The 18,727-nt window shown below is 51.6% G+C and carries 14 protein-coding genes and 1 pseudogene; 10 read left to right on the top strand and 5 right to left on the bottom strand.

Going from position 1 to position 18,727, the window contains the following annotated elements:
- The first annotated feature begins 116 nt into the window (after positions 1-116).
- The 4 genes from rpmI (at position 117) to SH527x_RS08745 (ending at position 3,706) form a co-directional block, all read left to right on the top strand.
- On the top strand, positions 117-320 hold the full coding sequence (rpmI, locus tag SH527x_RS08730) for a 50S ribosomal protein L35 (protein ID WP_437194272.1): 204 nt from the start codon (positions 117-119) through the stop codon (positions 318-320).
- A gap of 158 nt (positions 321-478) precedes the next feature.
- Positions 479-838, top strand: coding sequence for a 50S ribosomal protein L20 (rplT, locus tag SH527x_RS08735; RefSeq protein WP_437194273.1), 360 nt, complete (start codon positions 479-481; stop codon positions 836-838).
- Between the two features lie 243 nt (positions 839-1,081).
- Complete coding sequence (locus SH527x_RS08740) at positions 1,082-2,533, top strand: MFS transporter (protein ID WP_437194274.1); 1,452 nt, start codon at positions 1,082-1,084, stop codon at positions 2,531-2,533.
- A 579-nt stretch (positions 2,534-3,112) separates the two neighbouring features.
- A complete protein-coding gene (locus tag SH527x_RS08745; protein ID WP_437194275.1) occupies positions 3,113-3,706 on the top strand; it encodes a glutaredoxin family protein in 594 nt (197 codons plus the stop codon).
- A 68-nt stretch (positions 3,707-3,774) separates the two neighbouring features.
- On the opposite strand, the gene SH527x_RS08750 is transcribed toward SH527x_RS08745, so the two are convergent.
- Together SH527x_RS08750 and SH527x_RS08755 are read right to left on the bottom strand one after the other, a co-directional pair.
- On the bottom strand, positions 3,775-4,212 hold the full coding sequence (locus tag SH527x_RS08750) for a carboxypeptidase-like regulatory domain-containing protein (RefSeq protein WP_437194276.1): 438 nt from the start codon (positions 4,210-4,212) through the stop codon (positions 3,775-3,777).
- 240 nt (positions 4,213-4,452) lie between these two features.
- Positions 4,453-5,391 (bottom strand): DUF1559 family PulG-like putative transporter, encoded by a 939-nt coding sequence (locus SH527x_RS08755; protein WP_437194277.1) that lies wholly within the window; start codon positions 5,389-5,391, stop codon positions 4,453-4,455.
- A 1,151-nt stretch (positions 5,392-6,542) separates the two neighbouring features.
- Between SH527x_RS08755 and SH527x_RS08760 the strand changes: the two genes are divergently transcribed.
- From SH527x_RS08760 to SH527x_RS08770, 3 genes are all read left to right on the top strand, one after another.
- Positions 6,543-8,216 (top strand): Kelch repeat-containing protein, encoded by a 1,674-nt coding sequence (locus SH527x_RS08760; RefSeq protein ID WP_437194278.1) that lies wholly within the window; start codon positions 6,543-6,545, stop codon positions 8,214-8,216.
- Positions 8,217-8,444: 228 nt separating this feature from the next.
- On the top strand, positions 8,445-9,869 hold the full coding sequence (locus SH527x_RS08765; protein WP_437194279.1) for an outer membrane protein assembly factor BamB family protein: 1,425 nt from the start codon (positions 8,445-8,447) through the stop codon (positions 9,867-9,869).
- 101 nt (positions 9,870-9,970) lie between these two features.
- Positions 9,971-10,444 (top strand): hypothetical protein, encoded by a 474-nt coding sequence (locus tag SH527x_RS08770; RefSeq protein WP_437194280.1) that lies wholly within the window; start codon positions 9,971-9,973, stop codon positions 10,442-10,444.
- A gap of 125 nt (positions 10,445-10,569) precedes the next feature.
- Here the strand turns inward: SH527x_RS08770 and SH527x_RS08775 are convergent, their stop codons facing one another.
- Entirely contained in the window at positions 10,570-10,887 is a 318-nt protein-coding gene (locus SH527x_RS08775) for a hypothetical protein (protein ID WP_437194281.1), read from the bottom strand.
- A 608-nt stretch (positions 10,888-11,495) separates the two neighbouring features.
- Here SH527x_RS08775 and SH527x_RS08780 point away from each other — a divergent pair.
- Positions 11,496-11,705: pseudogene (locus tag SH527x_RS08780) on the top strand (pirin-like C-terminal cupin domain-containing protein); the annotation flags it as partial.
- Between the two features lie 8 nt (positions 11,706-11,713).
- Here SH527x_RS08780 and SH527x_RS08785 read toward each other — a convergent pair.
- On the bottom strand, positions 11,714-13,174 hold the full coding sequence (locus SH527x_RS08785) for a carbohydrate porin (RefSeq protein ID WP_437194282.1): 1,461 nt from the start codon (positions 13,172-13,174) through the stop codon (positions 11,714-11,716).
- Between the two features lie 514 nt (positions 13,175-13,688).
- Entirely contained in the window at positions 13,689-15,167 is a 1,479-nt protein-coding gene (locus SH527x_RS08790) for a calcineurin-like phosphoesterase C-terminal domain-containing protein (protein WP_437194283.1), read from the bottom strand.
- Positions 15,168-16,571: 1,404 nt separating this feature from the next.
- Between SH527x_RS08790 and SH527x_RS08795 the strand changes: the two genes are divergently transcribed.
- A complete protein-coding gene (locus tag SH527x_RS08795) occupies positions 16,572-17,531 on the top strand; it encodes a DUF1559 domain-containing protein (RefSeq protein WP_437194284.1) in 960 nt (319 codons plus the stop codon).
- Positions 17,532-17,660: 129 nt separating this feature from the next.
- On the top strand, positions 17,661-18,083 hold the full coding sequence (locus tag SH527x_RS08800) for a carboxypeptidase regulatory-like domain-containing protein (protein ID WP_437194285.1): 423 nt from the start codon (positions 17,661-17,663) through the stop codon (positions 18,081-18,083).
- The last annotated feature ends 644 nt before the right edge of the window (positions 18,084-18,727 follow it).

Consider the following 18,727-nt stretch of genomic DNA (forward strand, 5'->3'; position numbering starts at 1 on the left):
TCGTCAACAATCCGTCTCAGACACTGATTTCGGAAAAATCCCTGTGAATGGCTGGAAGTCTGGGACCCTTTTCGACTACAGTTTCCGCTTCAATTTTTCGCAATCATGGTGGAAAAATGCCCAAAGCAAAAACACACAAAGGGATTGCCAAGCGGTTCAAAATGACTGGCTCTGGTAAGAAGGCCACTCACCGCAGCGCTAACCGCGGCCACATCCTCGGTAAGAAATCAGCTAAGCGGAAACGCCAGCTGCGCGGCGGCGGAATCGTTTGCGGTGCTAACGCCCGCATGGTTCTGGATGCTATTCGCCCAAGCCTGTAATTTCGCTGACGCAACATTTCGCCCGATGGGGCGGTATGACCGTGCTGCCGTTTCAGGGATTGGTTTGCCCCTGGCGGTCCGTCATTTCAACAACTAGCAATTCAGCCTAGTCAAAAGCTTTATTGCTTTTCGGACTAAGGCCACAGAAAGATCGAACCATGAGAGTAAAGTACGGGAAGGCCCGTCGGAAGAAGAAAAATCGTATCTTCCGTGAAGCAAAAGGGAACTGGGGCGGCCGGAGTAAGCTCTGGCGAACAGTACAAGAAACACTCATTCGCGCCCGTGCATATGCATTCCGCGATCGTCGAGTCAAGAAACGTGAATTCCGCGCTCTGTGGATCACTCGTCTCTCTGCTGCTGCAACACAGCGCGGACTGCGCTATTCACAGCTGATCCACGGCCTCGATCTCGCCGGAATCAAAGTGAACCGCAAGATGCTGAGCGAAATCGCGATTCACACACCTGCAATCTTCGACGAAATTGCAGACGCAGCAAAGGCCGCACTCGCTAAGAAGTAATCTTCGCGACGCTGTTCAGAGCTCTGAACTTCAGACTCTCTGTAAAAATTTCGCACTCCTGACAGGACTTGTCAGGAGTGTTTTTGTTTGCGCCTGTCATTTTTCCTGCTATTTCCGCTTCGGTCAGGAAAAGAATTTGGCTCGACTTGGATCAGAACCGCTTGAATCGTTTCGGTTTCGAGCAGATTTCGGTATCCTCGCCAAAACCTCCTGCCAGTTTCCCTTCAGCAGCGAAACGACGAAATGTCCACACCCACTGCCTCAAAATCGACAGGAGGCTGGACGCTGATCCAGTCCCTGGTCTGCCTGACAGCTGCAATCGGCTTCGCATTCGACACATACGAATTGCTGATGCTTCCATTGATTGCCCCTGCAGCGATCTTTGAACTCACCGGATTCAAACCTGGATCGCCTGAATCCCTCGCATGGATTCGAACGCTTTTCTTCGTCCCTGCGATTTTCGGAGCCTTCTTTGGGCTACTCGGAGGATGGTTGACAGATCGTTTCGGCCGTCGTCGCGTCCTCACCGGGAGCATCTTGCTTTATGCAATCGCCGCTTTCGTCTCGGGATACTCGACTTCGATGAACATGCTCCTCATCTGCAGGTGCCTTGTGTTTATTGGAGTCTGTGTTGAGTTCGTTGCCGCAGTCGCCTGGCTCGCTGAACTGTTCGACGACCCCATCGTCCGCGAACGTGTCATTGGTTACACGCAGGCGTTTGCCTCGGCAGGGGGACTGTTGGTTGCATTTGTCAATCACTACCTCGCTCACTTGGGAGCAGAGGGGCATCTTCCGACAATTGTGATGCCACAATGGGCGGTCGGTCTTCTTGGAACACTTGAGAACCCGGATCCGGTCTGGCGTCTCACCTTGATTTCCGGTCTTTTCCCAGCGATTCCACTGATCATCGTACGCCCATTCCTTCCTGAATCACCAAAGTGGGCTCAGAAGAAGGCCGCTGGCGAACTCAAACGCCCATCGATTCTGGAACTGTTCACACCCGCACTTCGCCGCGCGACGATTGTTTCCACCCTGCTCGTCGGGTGTGGTTACGGCCTGGCATTCGGTGCCATTCAACAGATCCCGCAGATCGTTCGTGGCTTGCCAGAAGTGAAGGAAGTAACAAAGGATATGTCACCTAAAGAAGCTGCTTCTCATACCCAGAAGGCGGCTGCCTCATACAGCCAATTTCAGGAATGGGGCGGACTGGCTGGGCGATTCCTGCTGGCATTCCTTGTACTACGCATTGTCAGCCGCCGGACCCTGTTAGCCTTGTTTGTCGTCCCGGCAATGATCATCCTTCCGCTCTTCTTCATGGCAATGGCTAAAGGAGACAACGTAACGCTCTTTACCATCGGTGGCGTGGATTTCACCGCATTACAGATCGGACTCTTCTTCGCCGGGGCGGTTGTTATTGGCCAGTTCAGCTTCTGGGGGAATTACCTTCCAGCGATCTTCCCACTCCACCTGCGTGGGACGGGCGAAAGCATGGCAGCCAACATTGGCGGACGCTTGATCGGAACCAGCTTTGCCGCTTTGACTGCAACTCTCGCAGCCCAAACTTGGATTCCTGGTCCTCCAGGGCCAGCAAAAATTGCGACTGTCGCCGCAGGAGTCGCAGGCGGACTGTGCCTGATCGCCCTGATTTTAGTTGCATTCCTTCCAGAGCCACCTCCAGAAGAACAGAATTCATAGACCGGTTCGGTCAGTGAGGCTTAATACGAAGAAGGCCGCATCGATCTGGATCGATGTGGCCTTCTTTATTGGGAACCTCTTCCGGTTACGCAAACAGTGGCTCCAAAAGCGATTCCGTTGAGTTTTCCCTGAGTGGGCGTCGATACCTTGAATAGCGTGATTGGTCGTAGTCGTTCCGCATTCCAGTTGCAGGCAGTCCTCGCAAACAGATTCTGCACAAGCAGTGTGCCGATATGAGTTCAGATCGTACCAGAGCACAATCGATCCTCACCGAATGCTTGAACAGCATGGCGGGGCTGTCTGAACGTGTCACGCACCCGCACTTGAAACGGGAACTCTTAACGAGCGAATGCGACTTGCTCGATTTCTCCTTGAGCACCCACTCTCCACCGAGCTACCCGAGATTCTCGCCGCCACAGGAAAACAAACAGCCTGCCTGAGCGAATTTCCGATTGAGTGCAGCAGCAACTTCACAATTCTGCGCCGGGTTAAAGAGTTTCCTGAGTCATTGCCGTCTGCCAGAATTCACTCTCGTGCCACCCCACGCATAGAATGCATTTGAGCAATCTCCAGCGAGAGATGAGACACGCAGACGTGATTCAAAGCACCGAGATTGAACAGGGCAACATGGACCTGATTCCCCGCCAAGATCGACAATCAGATCGCTCAGTGAGCGGATTCGATGAGAGCCGAACCGGGACCCTGCTGATCACAGCCGGTGCAATTGGATTCATGCTGCTCCTGCTCGCCGGCCTTGATTGCCTGCCGTTTCGGTGGGAACACTTCATCCGCAACAATGCCCCGATCTGGTGCCTGGGTGCAGGCGCATTGCTTATTGCAGGAATCAGCAGTCATTGGAGAGCGGGGCATGAACCACATGGCTGGGCTCCCAGTCGACCTGGCCGCCGATTCGAGAGCATCATCGTCTACACACGTGAGAGCTGTCCGTTGTGCGATGAAGGAATCGAACTCTTAGGAAGGTATCGTCGCTGGCTGCCACCAGCAGACGAGGTCAACGTCGATGACGATCCACAATTGGTGGTTCAGCACGGCGAATGGGTTCCCGTGGTTTTGATTGACGGACGCCCACGATTTCGTGGCCACATCAATGAAGTGCTGCTTCGACGCCTGATCGAGGGAACTCCGCCCCACCCGAAACTTCGCCAGCGCTGATACCTCCCCAGAAGGATGAGGCACTCTCTGGTTTGCTGGCGAACGCCTTAAGAAACCCTCAGGCTGGACTACTTGGACTTCTTCGTCGGCAACTTGAACTTCGGGTCCTTTGGAAGATTAATTTCGACCACGTTCGGTCCATCCTTAATCTCGGCCGTGACCCCCGAAGTTTGTTCAGAACCGAACTTCGATGGCAACGTGGAAACCCCTTCCGACTCGACGCCATTCGGGAAGCTCATTGCGTTAATTGCGAGCTTGTATGCTCCAGCCGGCAGCTTCACCTCATAGGTGCCATCATCTGCTGAATGACCTGTTGCATACGGGCCTCCAGCGACAGGGATAAACAGGACGCTCGCTCCAGAGACCGCTTCATTATCGTAAATCACTTTTCCGGTGACTGGATACGATTTTGGCCCACGACTACCGCATCCGAGGGCAACAAGACACAGCAAGAGCCCCAGACAAACAGCAGACTTTCGACCAAGGGTTTGCAGGTTGAAAATCATGTCACATTCACCTTACATCAGCGCAAGCACGAAATTGAAATTGAAACGGTGGCGAAACCGGTTCGGTCTCGCATGTGGCCGCGCAACTGCCTTCTCAACTGAAAAGAAGCTGAATTCCGCGTGCCAGTGACGCAAACACTCTCAGGAAATGCTGAAAGGAAAACGAAGCAGACTTTCACTTAATGAAATATCTGCTTCGCAGCCAATTCCTCTGTCGAACCTGACTCTGACAGTAACGGCTTAGAATTCACCGATCACTTCGCCACCATCTCGGGTGGAAAGATTCTTCAGGATATCCAGAGACATATTGCGAGACAGGAATCGCACACTTCCATCAGCAAGCGAGAAGTTCGCTCCCCCGGTATGCTGGCTATGAAACGGAGTCAGGTTTGTCGTGAAGTTCCCTGTGTAGCCAATCGGGTATTGAACCGACTTATTGTCGATTGTGAGATATCCGTCTGCGTAATAGAAGAACCCAAAGGTCCAAGGCTTCAAACCACCAAACCCGGCCTGAGACATACTTGTGGACCAACCCTGAGTACTGGAGGTCTCACCAAGCAGAATCGTATTGGATGTCCCGTCGATGACCGAGCCCATGCGGACTTTGCTCAACGGATACACAATTCCTGACGTCGAATAGCTACGCCCTTCCCCGCTCGGCGAATTGAACCATCCCACATCTCGTGACCCGGAAACGGCTCGATAGTGCAATGCACCCTGTTGAGCCTGATACGGGAAGTTGCCGTTTGTCAGCTGATCTGATGCTGTATTTCCCAATGGAGAAGAAGGGCAAGAAAGCGATGGAACCGGTCCCCAAATTGGATCTTCTGGGTCGTGTGTACGATAAGGAGAAGTTCGGGTCCAGAAATCAGTCGGTGCGTATCGTGAGATTGCGGTCTCAACACGAACTCCCTGTTCAATGAACGGGAAAATTCGCGGGACCCAACCCACTGGATACTGACCAGTCAACATCCCACCGGGCATGAAGGTGGTGTAAGTGTCATGGTAGTTGTGGAAAGCAAGACCGAGCTGCTTCAGATTGTTACGGCACTGAGTCATTCGAGCAGCTTCTCGAGCCTGCTGAACTGCTGGCAGCAACAGTGCAACCAAAATGGCGATAATGGCAATCACCACCAGCAACTCGATCAAGGTAAAACCTTGTTTCCTCTTTTGTGTCATTTCAGATTCTTTTGAGAGCATTGCTCAGACCATCTCCCTGATGGCTTCATTGCTGCGAGCCATCGAAACAAAGCCGCAAAACATCAAATACGAGTTGGCCCACCCGGCGATCTGCTGTCACTGACAAACGCGAAAGTCATGTTCTTTGACAAGCAACTGCGTTCAAGCCTTCAAGAAGCGTCGAACTCGGCAATGAACAATTGACCACTCGTGGTATTTCCCACTCACCATTCACAAGGTTACATAATATTATTTCGCACGCGACTATTTATGCCAGAAAACTCTGGTGCGACAATAGTGAATCCACCAAGAAGACTTTCCATAACTCGTTTCAAGTACGTCACTTCAAATATTTTTGAAATTTTATCGATAATTCACGGGCACCTTGGAATTACGCCAACCAGATACCATTAATGTGAACGTGCATTCGCCAGAACGGAATGCACGAAAGCTACGTATGCCCGCCTGAGCCTGTGAGAGAAATTCCGTTCCGCTTTCGCTGGGAGCGCGGCATGCCAGGAGCGACGAAACGTGTCCCATTTTCAAAATTCCAACTGCAACCTTGAATTTCAACCGCAATCACGATATCAACTAGATGCACCTGAGATTGAGTCTCAGTTTCTACCTGCTAGCCAGCCTCTGCAGCCCGCAAAGCAGCACATCGACCGCCACCTCAGCGTGAGCCCATCGCTTTAGGCAGGACACCAAGCGGGATCTGGTTGAATGTCCGTTTCGGACTCGCTAAGCGAAAACCGGCTCACAGAATCCGGTTCGATATTGAACACGGTTCGATTCAGGCAGATCGAAATTCCAAACGATTGGCTGGGAGAGCCCTTTAGATCTTGTCAAATTCCATTTTTCTATCGAAAAACGGATCGGACAGAGCCATGATAGGGCACAGTGAATTCCGTCTGGGCAGTGACCTTGATGAAATTATCCACTCAATCCGTCGAACCTAGGCTCACGTAAACTGCGGTGGAGTTGATTAATTGATGACGTTGGACGGCGACGACCAAGCTTCTCGGGCTGATCATTCCCATAAGCCAGATTCATGAATCTCCAATGTCCAACTGACGTAACCAATGTAACACAGTGAACTGAACACTCTGGAATAGCGTGTTCATACCGGCGTACTGAGGAGTACATCAATCATGCGTTGCCTACGTTTGCTGGCTCCATCGCTGCTTGCGATGTCAGCACTGACAAGTTCATTACAGGCTCACTTCATTTTTGCTGTTGCTGAGCCAGCCAATCATCCACAGGCGGTCAAGGTTTACTTCGGTGAACTCGCCGAGCCAGATGACCCGGATCTGCTTTCAAACATTGAAAGTGCCAAGGCCTGGACCGTCATTGGTCGAAACAAACTCGAACCATTCCCCCTGAAAAAAGAAGGTGCAGCCCTTGTTGGAAATCTCGCTGAAGCAAAGCAGACATCCAGCCCAGTGCTGTTGAATCACACCTACGGAGTCATGGGCAAAGGGGGAGCACCATTTTTGCTGAAGTACTACGCCAAGGCCTATGCAGGAACACTGCCGGGCAACTGGTCCAAGATCGACAATAAGGAAGAACTCCCATTAGAGATCGTTCCTGAGTTGAAAGACGGAAACGTTGCCTTCACCGTTTACTGGGAAGGCAAGCCAGCCCCTGGTACTCAGGTGACAATCGAAAGCCCGGTTCTGGAAGACAAAATTCAGGGAGACACCAACGAGAAGGGAATCTTCACTGCGACTCTTCCTAAAGGCGGCCTCTACTCCGTCCGTGCTCGATATACAGAAGAAAAGTCGGGCGAGCATGATGGAAAAGCCTATCAATCCATCAAGCACTATTCGACATTGAGCCTGAATCATACGCCAGCGGCAATTACAGCTCAGGCTCATCAGTGGCCTGCACTCGAAAAGGGAACTACCAGCTTCGGCGGTGCAGTGATTGGCGATGACCTCTATGTCTACGGCGGAAACTACGGCGGCGGACACGAGTACTCGGAAGAAGAACAATCCGGCGACTTCATTCGGCTGAACCTGAAGACAGGCAAAGCTTGGGAGAAACTGCCTGGCGGTCCCAAACTGACAGGGCTCGCGATGGCCGCTCATGGTGGAAAGCTCTATCGGGTGGGCGGGTTCAAAGTTGAAGACGTCGAAGGCAAAGACGCGACATTGACCTCACAGACTTCATTCGCCCGATTCGATCCAGCGAAGGGAGCCTGGGAAGAACTTGCTCCACTGCCAGAAGGCCGTTCTTCACACGACATCGCTGTCGTTGGCGACCGCCTGTATGTCATCGGCGGATGGTCGATGGCCAAGTCCGACAACAAGAATGACAAAGGTTGGCTCACATCGGTCTACAGCACTGATCTGACAGCGGAAAAGCCAGAATGGAAGAAGGAAACAGACGCCCCATTCGAACGTCGTGCCCTCTCCACCGCTGCTTACAATGGGAAAGTGTACGTCATTGGAGGAATGCAGAAGACTGATGGCATTGCTAACGATGTCAACATCTATGATCCGGCCACTCAGAAGTGGAGCACAGGACCAAAGATTCTCGGAACAGGAATGGATGGCTTTGGAACAGCGGCCTTCACGGTGAACGGACGTCTGATTGTCACCACAATGTCCGGTTCGATTCAGGCATTATCCGCAGACGGTTCACACTGGGAATACCTCGGACAGATGACTCACCCTCGCTTCTTCCACGAGAGTGCTCCTTGGCAGAACGGACTGGTCATTTTTGGAGGGACCAGCATGGAAAACGGAAAGGCAGAAGATCTGGAATACTTCCCTATCGGGAACAACGCTTCTGCTCCAGCAAAAGAAGTTTCTCAGAAGTAGTTCTGTATGGAGAATACGAGTCGCAACGGGATCGCTCCTTGAACTCGAGCCGTTATCGAAACGGCTCCATTCTCTGATGAACAGAAACAGAATTTTTTCGGTTTCGTAACAAGTATGATGGCTCGGTCTCATGGTACGATGGCACAGTATCATGAGACCTTTTTCCTTAATGCTCTAAAAATTTGCATTCGGCATCTTAAAGACAGCTATTGAAGGACTGGACCACCAATGCGACGGATGATCAGTTGCAGTCTGGCGTTTGCGTTTTCAATTTCTCCTGTTCTTGCTGCGGAATGGGTTGGCTTTCGAGGCCCAGTCCCGGCCAGCCTTGAGGCAAAGGACTTGCCCCTGACATGGACACCAGAAGAACACATTCGCTGGTCAACTCAACTCACCGGAACAGGCCAATCAAGCCCTGTCATTTGGGGAGACCAGATCTACGTCACATCAGTAGAAGGTCCTAATAAAGAACAATGTCTCGTCACCGCTTATGCTGTGACAGATGGCAAGAAGCGGTGGCAGTCAAGTGTCAAGAACTCGACGCCGGAAGTGGTGTCAGGTTTGATCAGCAAGGCTGCACCAACGGCAGTTGTTGATCAGGCCGGAATCGTTGCTCTCTTCGAAGGGGGCAATGTTATCGCACTCACCCATTCTGGCGAGAAACGCTGGGAGCGTGATCTTGTCGCTGATTACGGCCCCATCGAATCACGTCACGGGCTCGGTTCTTCACTAATTCAAACAGATACTCACGTCGTGATCTGGATTGAACGGGCAGAATCCCCTTACATCCTGTGCTGCGACAAGGCGACGGGTAAAGAAGTCTGGAAGACGGAAGGACTAGGAGCAACTTCCTGGAGTTCCCCTGTCCTACTGACAGTCGGCAGTCATGAGCAACTGGTCTTCTCCGCAACTGGCAAGCTTCGCGGCGTCGATCCGGCAACGGGTAAGGAACTTTGGAAACTTGAAGGCGTCTCTGGGAACGCAACTCCTTCGCCCAGCGTTGCAGGTGACGGGTTGTTGCTACTGGGAGCAACTGACGGGCGCGGGGAATCAAGCGGCGGAAAAGCCTCCGACTCCAACTGTCTTATCCGAATCCAAAAAAGTGACGAAGGTGTCTACAGTGCCGACTTCGTCTGGCGTGCCAAACGAGCGACTTGTTCCTTCGGGTCTCCAATCGTCCATCAGGGATACGCATACTTTGTGAATCGCACAGGGATTCTGTTCTGTCTAGACGCTTCCACTGGCGAAGAAGTCTATGCAGAACGGACGCCTGAAAGCTGCTGGGCAACTCCGCTTGCCGTTGGAGACCGTATCTATCTGGTCGGCCAAAAGGGAACGACGACCGTGATCAAAGCTGGTCCAAAATTTGAAGTCCTTTCACAGAACCGTCTGTGGAAAGCGGAAGCAGCGACAGAAACGCCAGCCGGAGAAGGAGCTCGCGGGTCAGAGCGTCGTGAAGGAAGTGCGCCTATGCCTGGAGATTCCAGCTCAGGAAATGGAGCCCAAGAGCGCCCACAAGGACGAGGCGAACGTGGAATGGGCGGAGGCGGGTCTCCCTATGGAAATGACTCACTGATTCAATTCGCCGTCGCCGCGATTCCAGACTCGCTGTTTATCAGAACTGGCGACCGCTTATTTTGCATCAGCAAGTAACTCGTCGAGACGACGGAAACCCTTACGATTTATCAAACAGTCTCAACCGACTTAGGGGGATTCTTTTATCACAAGAATCTCCCTATTTTCGTAGGACTTCAATGAAAACCCCATTTCTAATTCTGTCGTGTACCATCGCCTCGATTGCCATTGCGCTGAATCTGCTCGAATTGTGGAAGATCTCGATCATACAAGACCAGATCCGAACCCAGATATCCAATTCTCAAAGCACACAAATACATCTCGGGACGCTTCCTGACACTCGCTTCACTACTCTCCACGATGTGAAAGCCTTGAGAAAGCTTTCTCAAGCGATTTGCATTACCAGCGCAAAAGCCCTCCCAGAACACTGGGCGATCGCAAATAGAACGTCACAGACTGTTATCATTGAGACACAAGGGCCGAATCCCGCAACCATCGAATTGATGGACGATGGCCTTGTGGTCATCGCTTCCCCCTTTGGCATACAACGACGATATGTTTGCAGTACCTGCAACCCAAACGCTTACAACCTTGTCGTCGAAATGGCAGGCTTGGAACACGGCGATCATACCGACACAGTTGACCACCACTAAAGCAGTAAGGGTGCGTGGCCAGGTTCGTTGATCGAGCGTGGTTTCGTTCTTATCCCCGATTGCACTGCCCACAGAGCAATGGCACTCAATATCTCCGCCTCAGCCAAGGCACCCGGAAAAAACTCTCACGCTTGATCAACTCTCCCCGCTTTCTTGTTGTGCAAAAGCCATAACGAAGGGGCAAAGAAGTTCAGAAAGCAAAACACGAGAACCCATCGTTTCTTCTCTTTCACACGAATGCCACTGAACAACATGTGTGCCATAAATCCAAAGATAATTAAATTCGCAGGAAGCACCAACCAGAACATCACCTCATACCCAAATATCTCTTCGAACCCTTTTCTGTCGTACAATCTGTACGTTGACAGCCCCATACCAATTATCCACATAACTATTGGAATCACAGCCACAATAGAGGTGAGCGCACGAATCGCCGTATTCATTAATCCACTCCTATGCAGGGTAGGCAGGGCTTGACCAGATTAATCGCTCGATCGAAGTATCGTCCCTACCGGCGGTTGACTGCCCACAGAGTAGTGGCACTCAGTATCTCCAACTCAGCCAAGTCGCCCGGCACACAAGCTGAGTCGTCGATGAACATGCCACCCCGCCAAAAGTGCCAGTCCAGTCTAACTTCTGTGCCGGGTGCCCCGAAGGAATAAGGAGTGGATTTCAGGTGGACGGTGGATGTCGGGACCGCGGCGTCCATGCAGAACGTCTGGGGGCCGAGTGCCCGGGTTAAGATCAAAAGTGCGTGCCACCGCCCTGCGAGCGATAAGGGTGTGGCCAAGTTCGTTGATTAAACGTAGTTTCGTCCCTACCTGCGGTTGCACTCCCCACAGAGTAGTGGCACTCAATATCTCCGCCTCAGCCAAGGCACCCGGCGGGAGCCTGCCCTACAGTCAATGGGATCTCCGGCGGGCATCCGGAGGGAACGTGACGCTGTCTCTACAGGAAGGAGGGACCACGTTACTTGTCGTTCAGCGAAGTTCCGTGATCACCAATGACACCGAGACGGCGAAGAGAGTGGAACTGATTCGATCGTTCTGGAACCGCAATCGCCCTCAATGCTCAAGATGATACCATGCTCTTGGTTCTCAGCGGACAACCGATCGGCGAAGCGGATGTCGGTCGGGGTCCATTTGTGATGAACACGCAGGAAGAAATTCGACAGGCAATTTTGGATTATCAAAATGGAAGAATGGGACGACCCGTTAAGGAATCAGTTTCCCCAGCGCCGTTCCACTCGAACATCCGATGATCGCAATACTATAGCGTGATCTTCCCTCGCAGGCCGACCACAATGGCTGTGTCCAGCGAGCGGTCTGCCGGGGTGACAATCTGCAGGTCGGGTGTCAGGTGAAACCAGGGAGTGACGGCGGCATTATAATAGAGTTCCACGCCGTTAATGTCTCCCAGTGTCAGCACGGGGCTCGCCAGTTGTCTGAAGTCACTGCTCAATGAGGTGTGAAAGTAACTCACTCCCACAGCATCCAGAGGGCGGCGTCGGTTCAGCCCTGTCCCTTGAATGGCAACATTTCCAGCCCAGGAAATGGGGCTCGGATTTCCGTCAGAAATCCCCCAGCTGGTGAGAAGATCGAGATTCCTCTTGGGATTACGCGGATCGACCCATAGCTTCTTTTCGTAAAAATAGGTCAGGCTCCATGTCCCGGTTTCCTGACCGGGAATGATTCCAATGGGAGGCAGAATGACCCAGGTGGTCGGATCGACCGAGGTATAGGTTCCGCTGGAATAAACCCCCAGCAAGGCATGAGAGCCGGGGAGGTCACCGAAGTTGGTAAAGACCCGATAGTACCCTAGGATGACGGCACCGTTTTCGAACAACTGATTAAAGCTGCTGTTCGTCGTCGCATTGGCGGTATTAAAAACGGAAAGTGCCCCTTGGACGCGGCCTTCGTTGAGTTTGGTGATCCCTGCTCCGAGCATACTGAGATTCAAGGGGCGGCTTAAAGACAAAGGGGACAGCGCGGACATATTCATGAAGCCGTCGATGCCTCGTCCTGTCTGCGGGTAAAGCTGCGCGAACAGATCGAGCTGATTGAATGTCCCGACGGAGATCATCCATTCTTCACTGAGCATCTGACTGATGGTCAGCCCCGTGATGGACGTGACCGATTCACTGGCAGGATAGAGCATGTTCGCATTGACGGGGGCCAGTCCGACGGCGTTGATGTTGGAATCCTGTCCATAGCGGGTTTCGGCATGCAGATTGACAATGGTTCCTTCCCAGAGCCCCAGTTTGGAACTATCGAGGGTCAAAAACTGATCAACTTTCCCGCCATAAACAAATTTCTGTTCTTGTCCGCCGGTGGCGACACCCTGATAAAACTGCGTTAAATACGCCTGGTAGCCGATCCCGTGCTCTGCCAATGGAGCCTGCAGCCCGAAGAGTCCGTTCGTCAGGGAGGGACGTGACCAGAGCCCCGGTTCTCCTGAGAATGGAGAGCACGCATCCCCCACTCCAAAGTCCAGCGGAACGCAATCGAGGGCACTTTCGGATTCACCGGCGGTCAGCGCGATCCAGTCTGTCTCTTCTGAAATCAGGAGCGACGACGAATGCGGCTCGGAGGAGAACAAGAATTCCGATGCGAATGTCCGACCTGCTTCGAGCGGCGTATCTCCGCCAACACACACTCCGGTCAGGCACAGAACCGGCAGGTACAGAACAATGGCAAACGAAAAGCAGAATTTGTGATGGCCGCAGATCATCCCTGATCACCTTCCTGGAGGAAGAACAGGACGAATTTCCTGCAGAAAATGCAAGTCGTGTCGTCCCTCTCCAGCGTGCGCTGACGAGTTCGTTCCACCATTGGAATTTTTCGAACAGAATAATTCGCGTTCGTGATGGAATCTTCAGCAATTGAGAATGGGGCGCCACATTCCATCACTGGCATGATCCCAACTTGTTTTGCCGAAAAAGTCGCCCCATCCGCAACTTTCGTCACAGACAAGAAAGTTGCTGCAGGCCGGGTGCCCGGGTTAAAATCAAAAGTGCGTGCCACCGCTCTGCGAGTGAGGGCGTGGCCAGGTTCGTTGATCGAGCGTAATTTCGTTCTTATCCGCGTTTGCACTTCTCACAGAGAAGTGGCACTCAATACCTCTACCTCAGCCAAGGCACCCGGCCGCAATAATCCCCGATCACTTCTCGATCTGTTCCACAGACGGCGAGAAAATGACCGGGGATTATTTCGCATTACTGAAGATCGACCAATGGAGGTCAAGTCTATTCGACGCGGATAAGACGGTATCCCGTGCTGGTCTGGCCAAATTGATCAAGAGATTGAACTTCAATCAATTCAGAACCAGTAAGACCTGCAGTCGGAATTTCCCCTTTCCAAAGGTGTGAACAATTTGCCGGATTCGGAAGCTTGCGACCAATAAGGTTCGCGCCAGCAGCCGCCTCCAGCTGCTTTAGTCGAAGCACATTTGGATCTGGTTCGCTGACCTGCTGAAGCTCAATCCATTCTGTCTTTCCTGGGATCCGTACCTTCAATTGACTCTTGGACGATCCGTTGAAAACATTGGCAGAGACTTCAAAATGCTCTTGCTCATTAGCCTTAATGGCTTCAGGAGCATAGATATTCATTTGATAAGAAACCGGCGCTCCAGCGACTCGATAATCCATCTTGTACTTGTCTTTTGAGAAAGTGATGACCGAATATCCGTTCGGAGTTCCGTCGCTCATTGTCGCATGAGGGATGCCATGATGGTCAGGTGTTCCTGCCCACCACGAACCACAAACAGTTCCATGGTTGATGTGATGGTGCGGCTTGCTTCCTTTCCACCCCTGTTCTTCCCCTAAATAATGATGTCTTTGCTGATGCGTGTGAGCAGAGAGTGACAGTGTATTTGGACGATCCTCCAGCAACCGGAATAGAACGTCTTTGTCAACTGCGTCCTGAACGGGGATATGCATCATGACAACGACAAGTGAGTCTTTCGGAACACGAGCAAGATCATTCTTGATGAACTCGAGCTGAGCCTCTCCAAAGCCTCCGTGATACCTCCCTCTCTTGCCATCAACCCCGGCCACCCAAACAACGTCGTCGGTAACGATGAAGTGAACAGGACCATAATTGAAGGAGTAATATGATGGGCCGAAAACTCTCTCAAAGGTTTCGTCGGAATGTTTATCATCTGGTGAGTCATAGTTCATGTCGTGATTTCCGAGGACATTCACCCAAGGAATTCCGATTTTACCCACCGCCTGAAGTAACGGTTCAAAGACGCTCAAATCATCGAAAACAACGTCTCCAAGCGTAACGCCAAATTGTGCATCATGCTTATTTTCACGAATGATCTGTTCAAGGACCTTATGAGCGGTATATTCAACTTCCCTATTGTCACGGGACTGAGTGTCACCAAAGAAAATGACCTTAAACTCATCCTTTTCTTCACTCTTTGTGAGTGGAAAATCGATCGAAGAAGGGAGTGGCCCTGTTGCCGGAACACCTTTGAAGTGAACATCCGGTGACCCATTCGGTCGGTGAATATAATAAAATCGTGCTAAGTTATTTTCATCGTGCGGGAAGGCCCAACCGCTGGGTTTGATAACGAAGACGATCGAATCATTTTCAATAGGGATTTGATATGAACCGTCAGCACCTGTTTCGACAATTTTTGTGGCGTTCGAAATCCCGACTCCGGCAATACCACTCTCGCCTTCATCTCTTCTGCCATTCCCATTGGCATCATGAAACACGATTCCTCGGGCAATTTCCGGGGATGCCGCTGACTGAGCCCAAAGGCTTCCAGTTGACAACGAAGAGAAGGACAGTAGTACCGCCAAGGAAATTCTGTATCGACTGAGTCGAAGCATGTTTGAACGCTCCTGAAAGTAAGTGGACTGAATTCGCTTCACAGCGTAACACTGTCGCTCCAGGAATGCGATTTCGTCGCCTGAGATCCAGACTGCCTACACTCATTATTCATCACGAATTCACCCGAAATTCACCGAATCGGGTCGTACACCCTGACCTAAGGAAGGGCGTGGGCCATTCTCATCGAGAATCACATACATCTATCCCGAACGAGAGGCCAGGTGCCCGGGTTAAGATCAAAAGTGCGTGCCACCGCTCTGCGAGCGGTGAGGGCGTCGCCAGGTTCGTTGATCGAGCGTAGTTTCATTCTTACCCTCGCTTGCACGTCTCACAGAGCAGTGGCACTCAATATCTCCGCCTCAGCCAAGGGCACTCGGCAAATTCGTGACACTTCAAGATAGGCAGGAACCTGCCCTACAGGCACTTAAAGTAATATTCCGATTTCAAATGAATAACCAGTCTATCCTGAACGTATTACTACGATCATTATCCTGGACATGCAAGATGACGGTGATCATCGCATCGTTATTGTCAATAATTTCTTGGGGGACATGGTTCTTCGAGCCTCCAGGCCTATTTGACATGGCAATTTTTGAACGAGTGTCCTTGATTGCAGGAATATCCGCGATAGTGTCCTTTGTTGTCAGTTTTGGTCTTTGCTGCACGTACTTAGTGTGCAGAAAGGATATTCCGAACAGTGCAATATTTTACACACTTATATCATTTTTGCTTTGCACCAGCGCATTTATTACACCTGGAGTCGCGAACAGCTGACGGCGACTAAACAGGCCAGTTTTCCCAGGTTAATATCAAAAGTGCGTGCCACCGCTCTGCGAGCGGTGAGAGCGTGGCCAGGTTCGTTGATCGAGCGTAGTTCCGTTCTTACCCACGTTTGCACTTCTCACAGAGCAGTGGCACTCAATATCCCCGCCTCAGCCCCGGCACCCGGCACCCGGCACGCAAGCTGAGTCGTTGATGAGCATTCCGCCCAGCGCAAAGTGTCAGTCCAGTCTAACTTCTGTGCAATCTAATCTTGCAAAGCATTGGCAGTGGCCGATGTATTCGACCGCAAGTCCATTGGATAAACTCCCCCCCTCCCTGCTCTTACTCTCAGCCTACTATCAATATTCTGAGCCGAGAAGCTTCACGGGTGACTGCGTATGCCGGTTGATTCTTTTTTATCCGAAACAAATTTAGAAGCTGACACGGTTACCGCCTGATGTCATCTGGATTTTTTCTCTTGGAGCTTCGGTATGCGTCTCGATGTGCGATCGATTTCTTTTCCAATGTCAGTTCCATCCAATGGATCTCGCCGACGCGGGTTCACCTTGATCGAGCTCCTGGTGGTGATCGCGATCATTGCAATTCTCATAGCCCTGCTGCTGCCCGCCGTACAACAAGCCCGAGAAGCAGCTCGACGAAGCACATGCAAGAACAATCTGAAGCAGATCGGATTGGCGCTTCACAATTACCATGACACCCACAGCATTTTTCCGCTTGCATTCTTTCAGGAGAATGGATGGACGAGCAGTACAATGCTGCTCCCGTTTTTGGAACAAGCGCCCCTCTACAGTGCACTGAATGTAAATGGTCCAGCCAACCTGGCTGATGCGAACATCCTTGCATTAACACGGAAGACCATCCCTGTGTTTAGTTGTCCATCTTCAATCGACGGTGATCCTACGCAATCAAAGCACATCGTTTACATGAAGGGGGGAGCCACTGCATATCGAATTGGTGTCAGCAACTATTTCCCTACTACCGGGATCAAGGATCTTCGGTGTTCCTCTCCCCCAGCGGATCACACTGGTTTCTTCTCTCCAAGTTACAGTTATCGATTTCGGGATCTGACAGATGGTGCCTCGAATACCTTTGCTTATGGGGAAAGAACATCAGCAGGAACCGTTTTCTGGGGAGGAGTCTGGGCTGCCGTTGATGTGAGAGCGAATTCGTCACAGGCCAGTCCGCCAAAGACAACTTACTGTGGACCGTGGGGTTTTGAAGGCATCCGCAACGCCACGATTCACACTTTAAACGCCTACAGTGGATGGGCAACAATTAACGGGCAAGTCAGCCAGGCTGTGGGGCCAAGCAGTCTTCACGTTGGCGGTGCACATATGCTGATGGGAGATGGCGCTGTTCGATTTGTCAGCGAAAACATTGATGCCAGCCGGAATACTGCCCCCCTGAGTACTTACCAGAAACTCGGTTCCCGTAACGACGGTGAAGCTGTTGGAGAGTTTTGATTAGCTGGTTTGATTATGCGTAAGAGAATGGAGACATTGCGGCCACGGTAAACCTCACTCTTATCCGTAACACCTACAGCTTATTCTTAACCATTTCGAATTCACCTTAATCTCTGAACATTGAGAATTATGCCTGCTTCGCTTTCATCTCGAATACTGGGGTTTGTGGTTATTGCCTTCCTATTTTCATCGGGGTGCAGCGGCAACTCTGCGGGTCATCCTGATGTGGGTGCCGTGTCAGGAGTGGTCACCTTAGATGGTGCCCCGCTGGCGGATGCAATTGTTGAATTTAGTCCCGAAAGTGGGCGACCCTCCAGTGCGCTGACGGACGCAGAGGGTCGTTATTCCCTGACTTATTTAGATAACGTTTCTGGGGCACTCCTTGGAACGCATACCGTTCGCATTTCGACAGGGCGGTATGCGACTCAACCAGATGGTTCCTCGATCCCAGTACCGGAAAAGCTCCCAGCAAAATATCACGAGAAAAGCACAATCACGAAGGAAGTCAAAGCGAGAATGAATCAGTTCGATTTTGAGCTAACTTCCAAATAACGGTGATTCTTGTTGTTCTTCAAAGTTGGCACTTGGGGCCGACTGTAATTTGCTGGGGATCATATCGCCGGAGCGAGCGACGCTCCTGCAGAGACGGCTACTTTCGATTCTCCCAGTGCCTTGCGCCCGGGTTAAGATCAAAAGTGCGTGCCACCGCTCTGCGAGCGGTGAGGGCGTGGCTTGGTTCGTGATCGAGCGTAGTTTCGCTTTTATCCGCGGTTGCACTGCTCACAGAGCAGTGGCACTCAACATCTCCGCCTCAGCCAGGGCACCCGGCCTCTGGGACAGCGTCGATTGTATCCATACGCGGGGTCGTTTGCGTTGAGTTGCCGGATATAGTCCCCCTCGCGCCGGGAAACCTCGGCTTGATCTGCAGACTCAAAAAGGATTTCCTTCCTGATCGTGAAATCTCTCAATTCGTCCGCAGTAAAGTCCTTCTCAACCAGGTCCGCACTCCAGCTTCCAAAGTAGTTGATGGAATGCCCTTGGGATCCGACATCTTTTCCCACGTAAATTTTTCCGTTTGGAAATGTCACTTTGTAGATCACAAATTTAAGCTTCACGCGACAGTCCTGATATTTAAATCTACGCGGCTGAGTCGCATTGTCTGGTTTAAAATTAATATGTGCCGTGCTCATGTCGCG

The sequence above is a fragment of the Planctomicrobium limosum genome (genome assembly GCF_051465645.1).
Classification (GTDB): domain Bacteria; phylum Planctomycetota; class Planctomycetia; order Planctomycetales; family Planctomycetaceae; genus Planctomicrobium.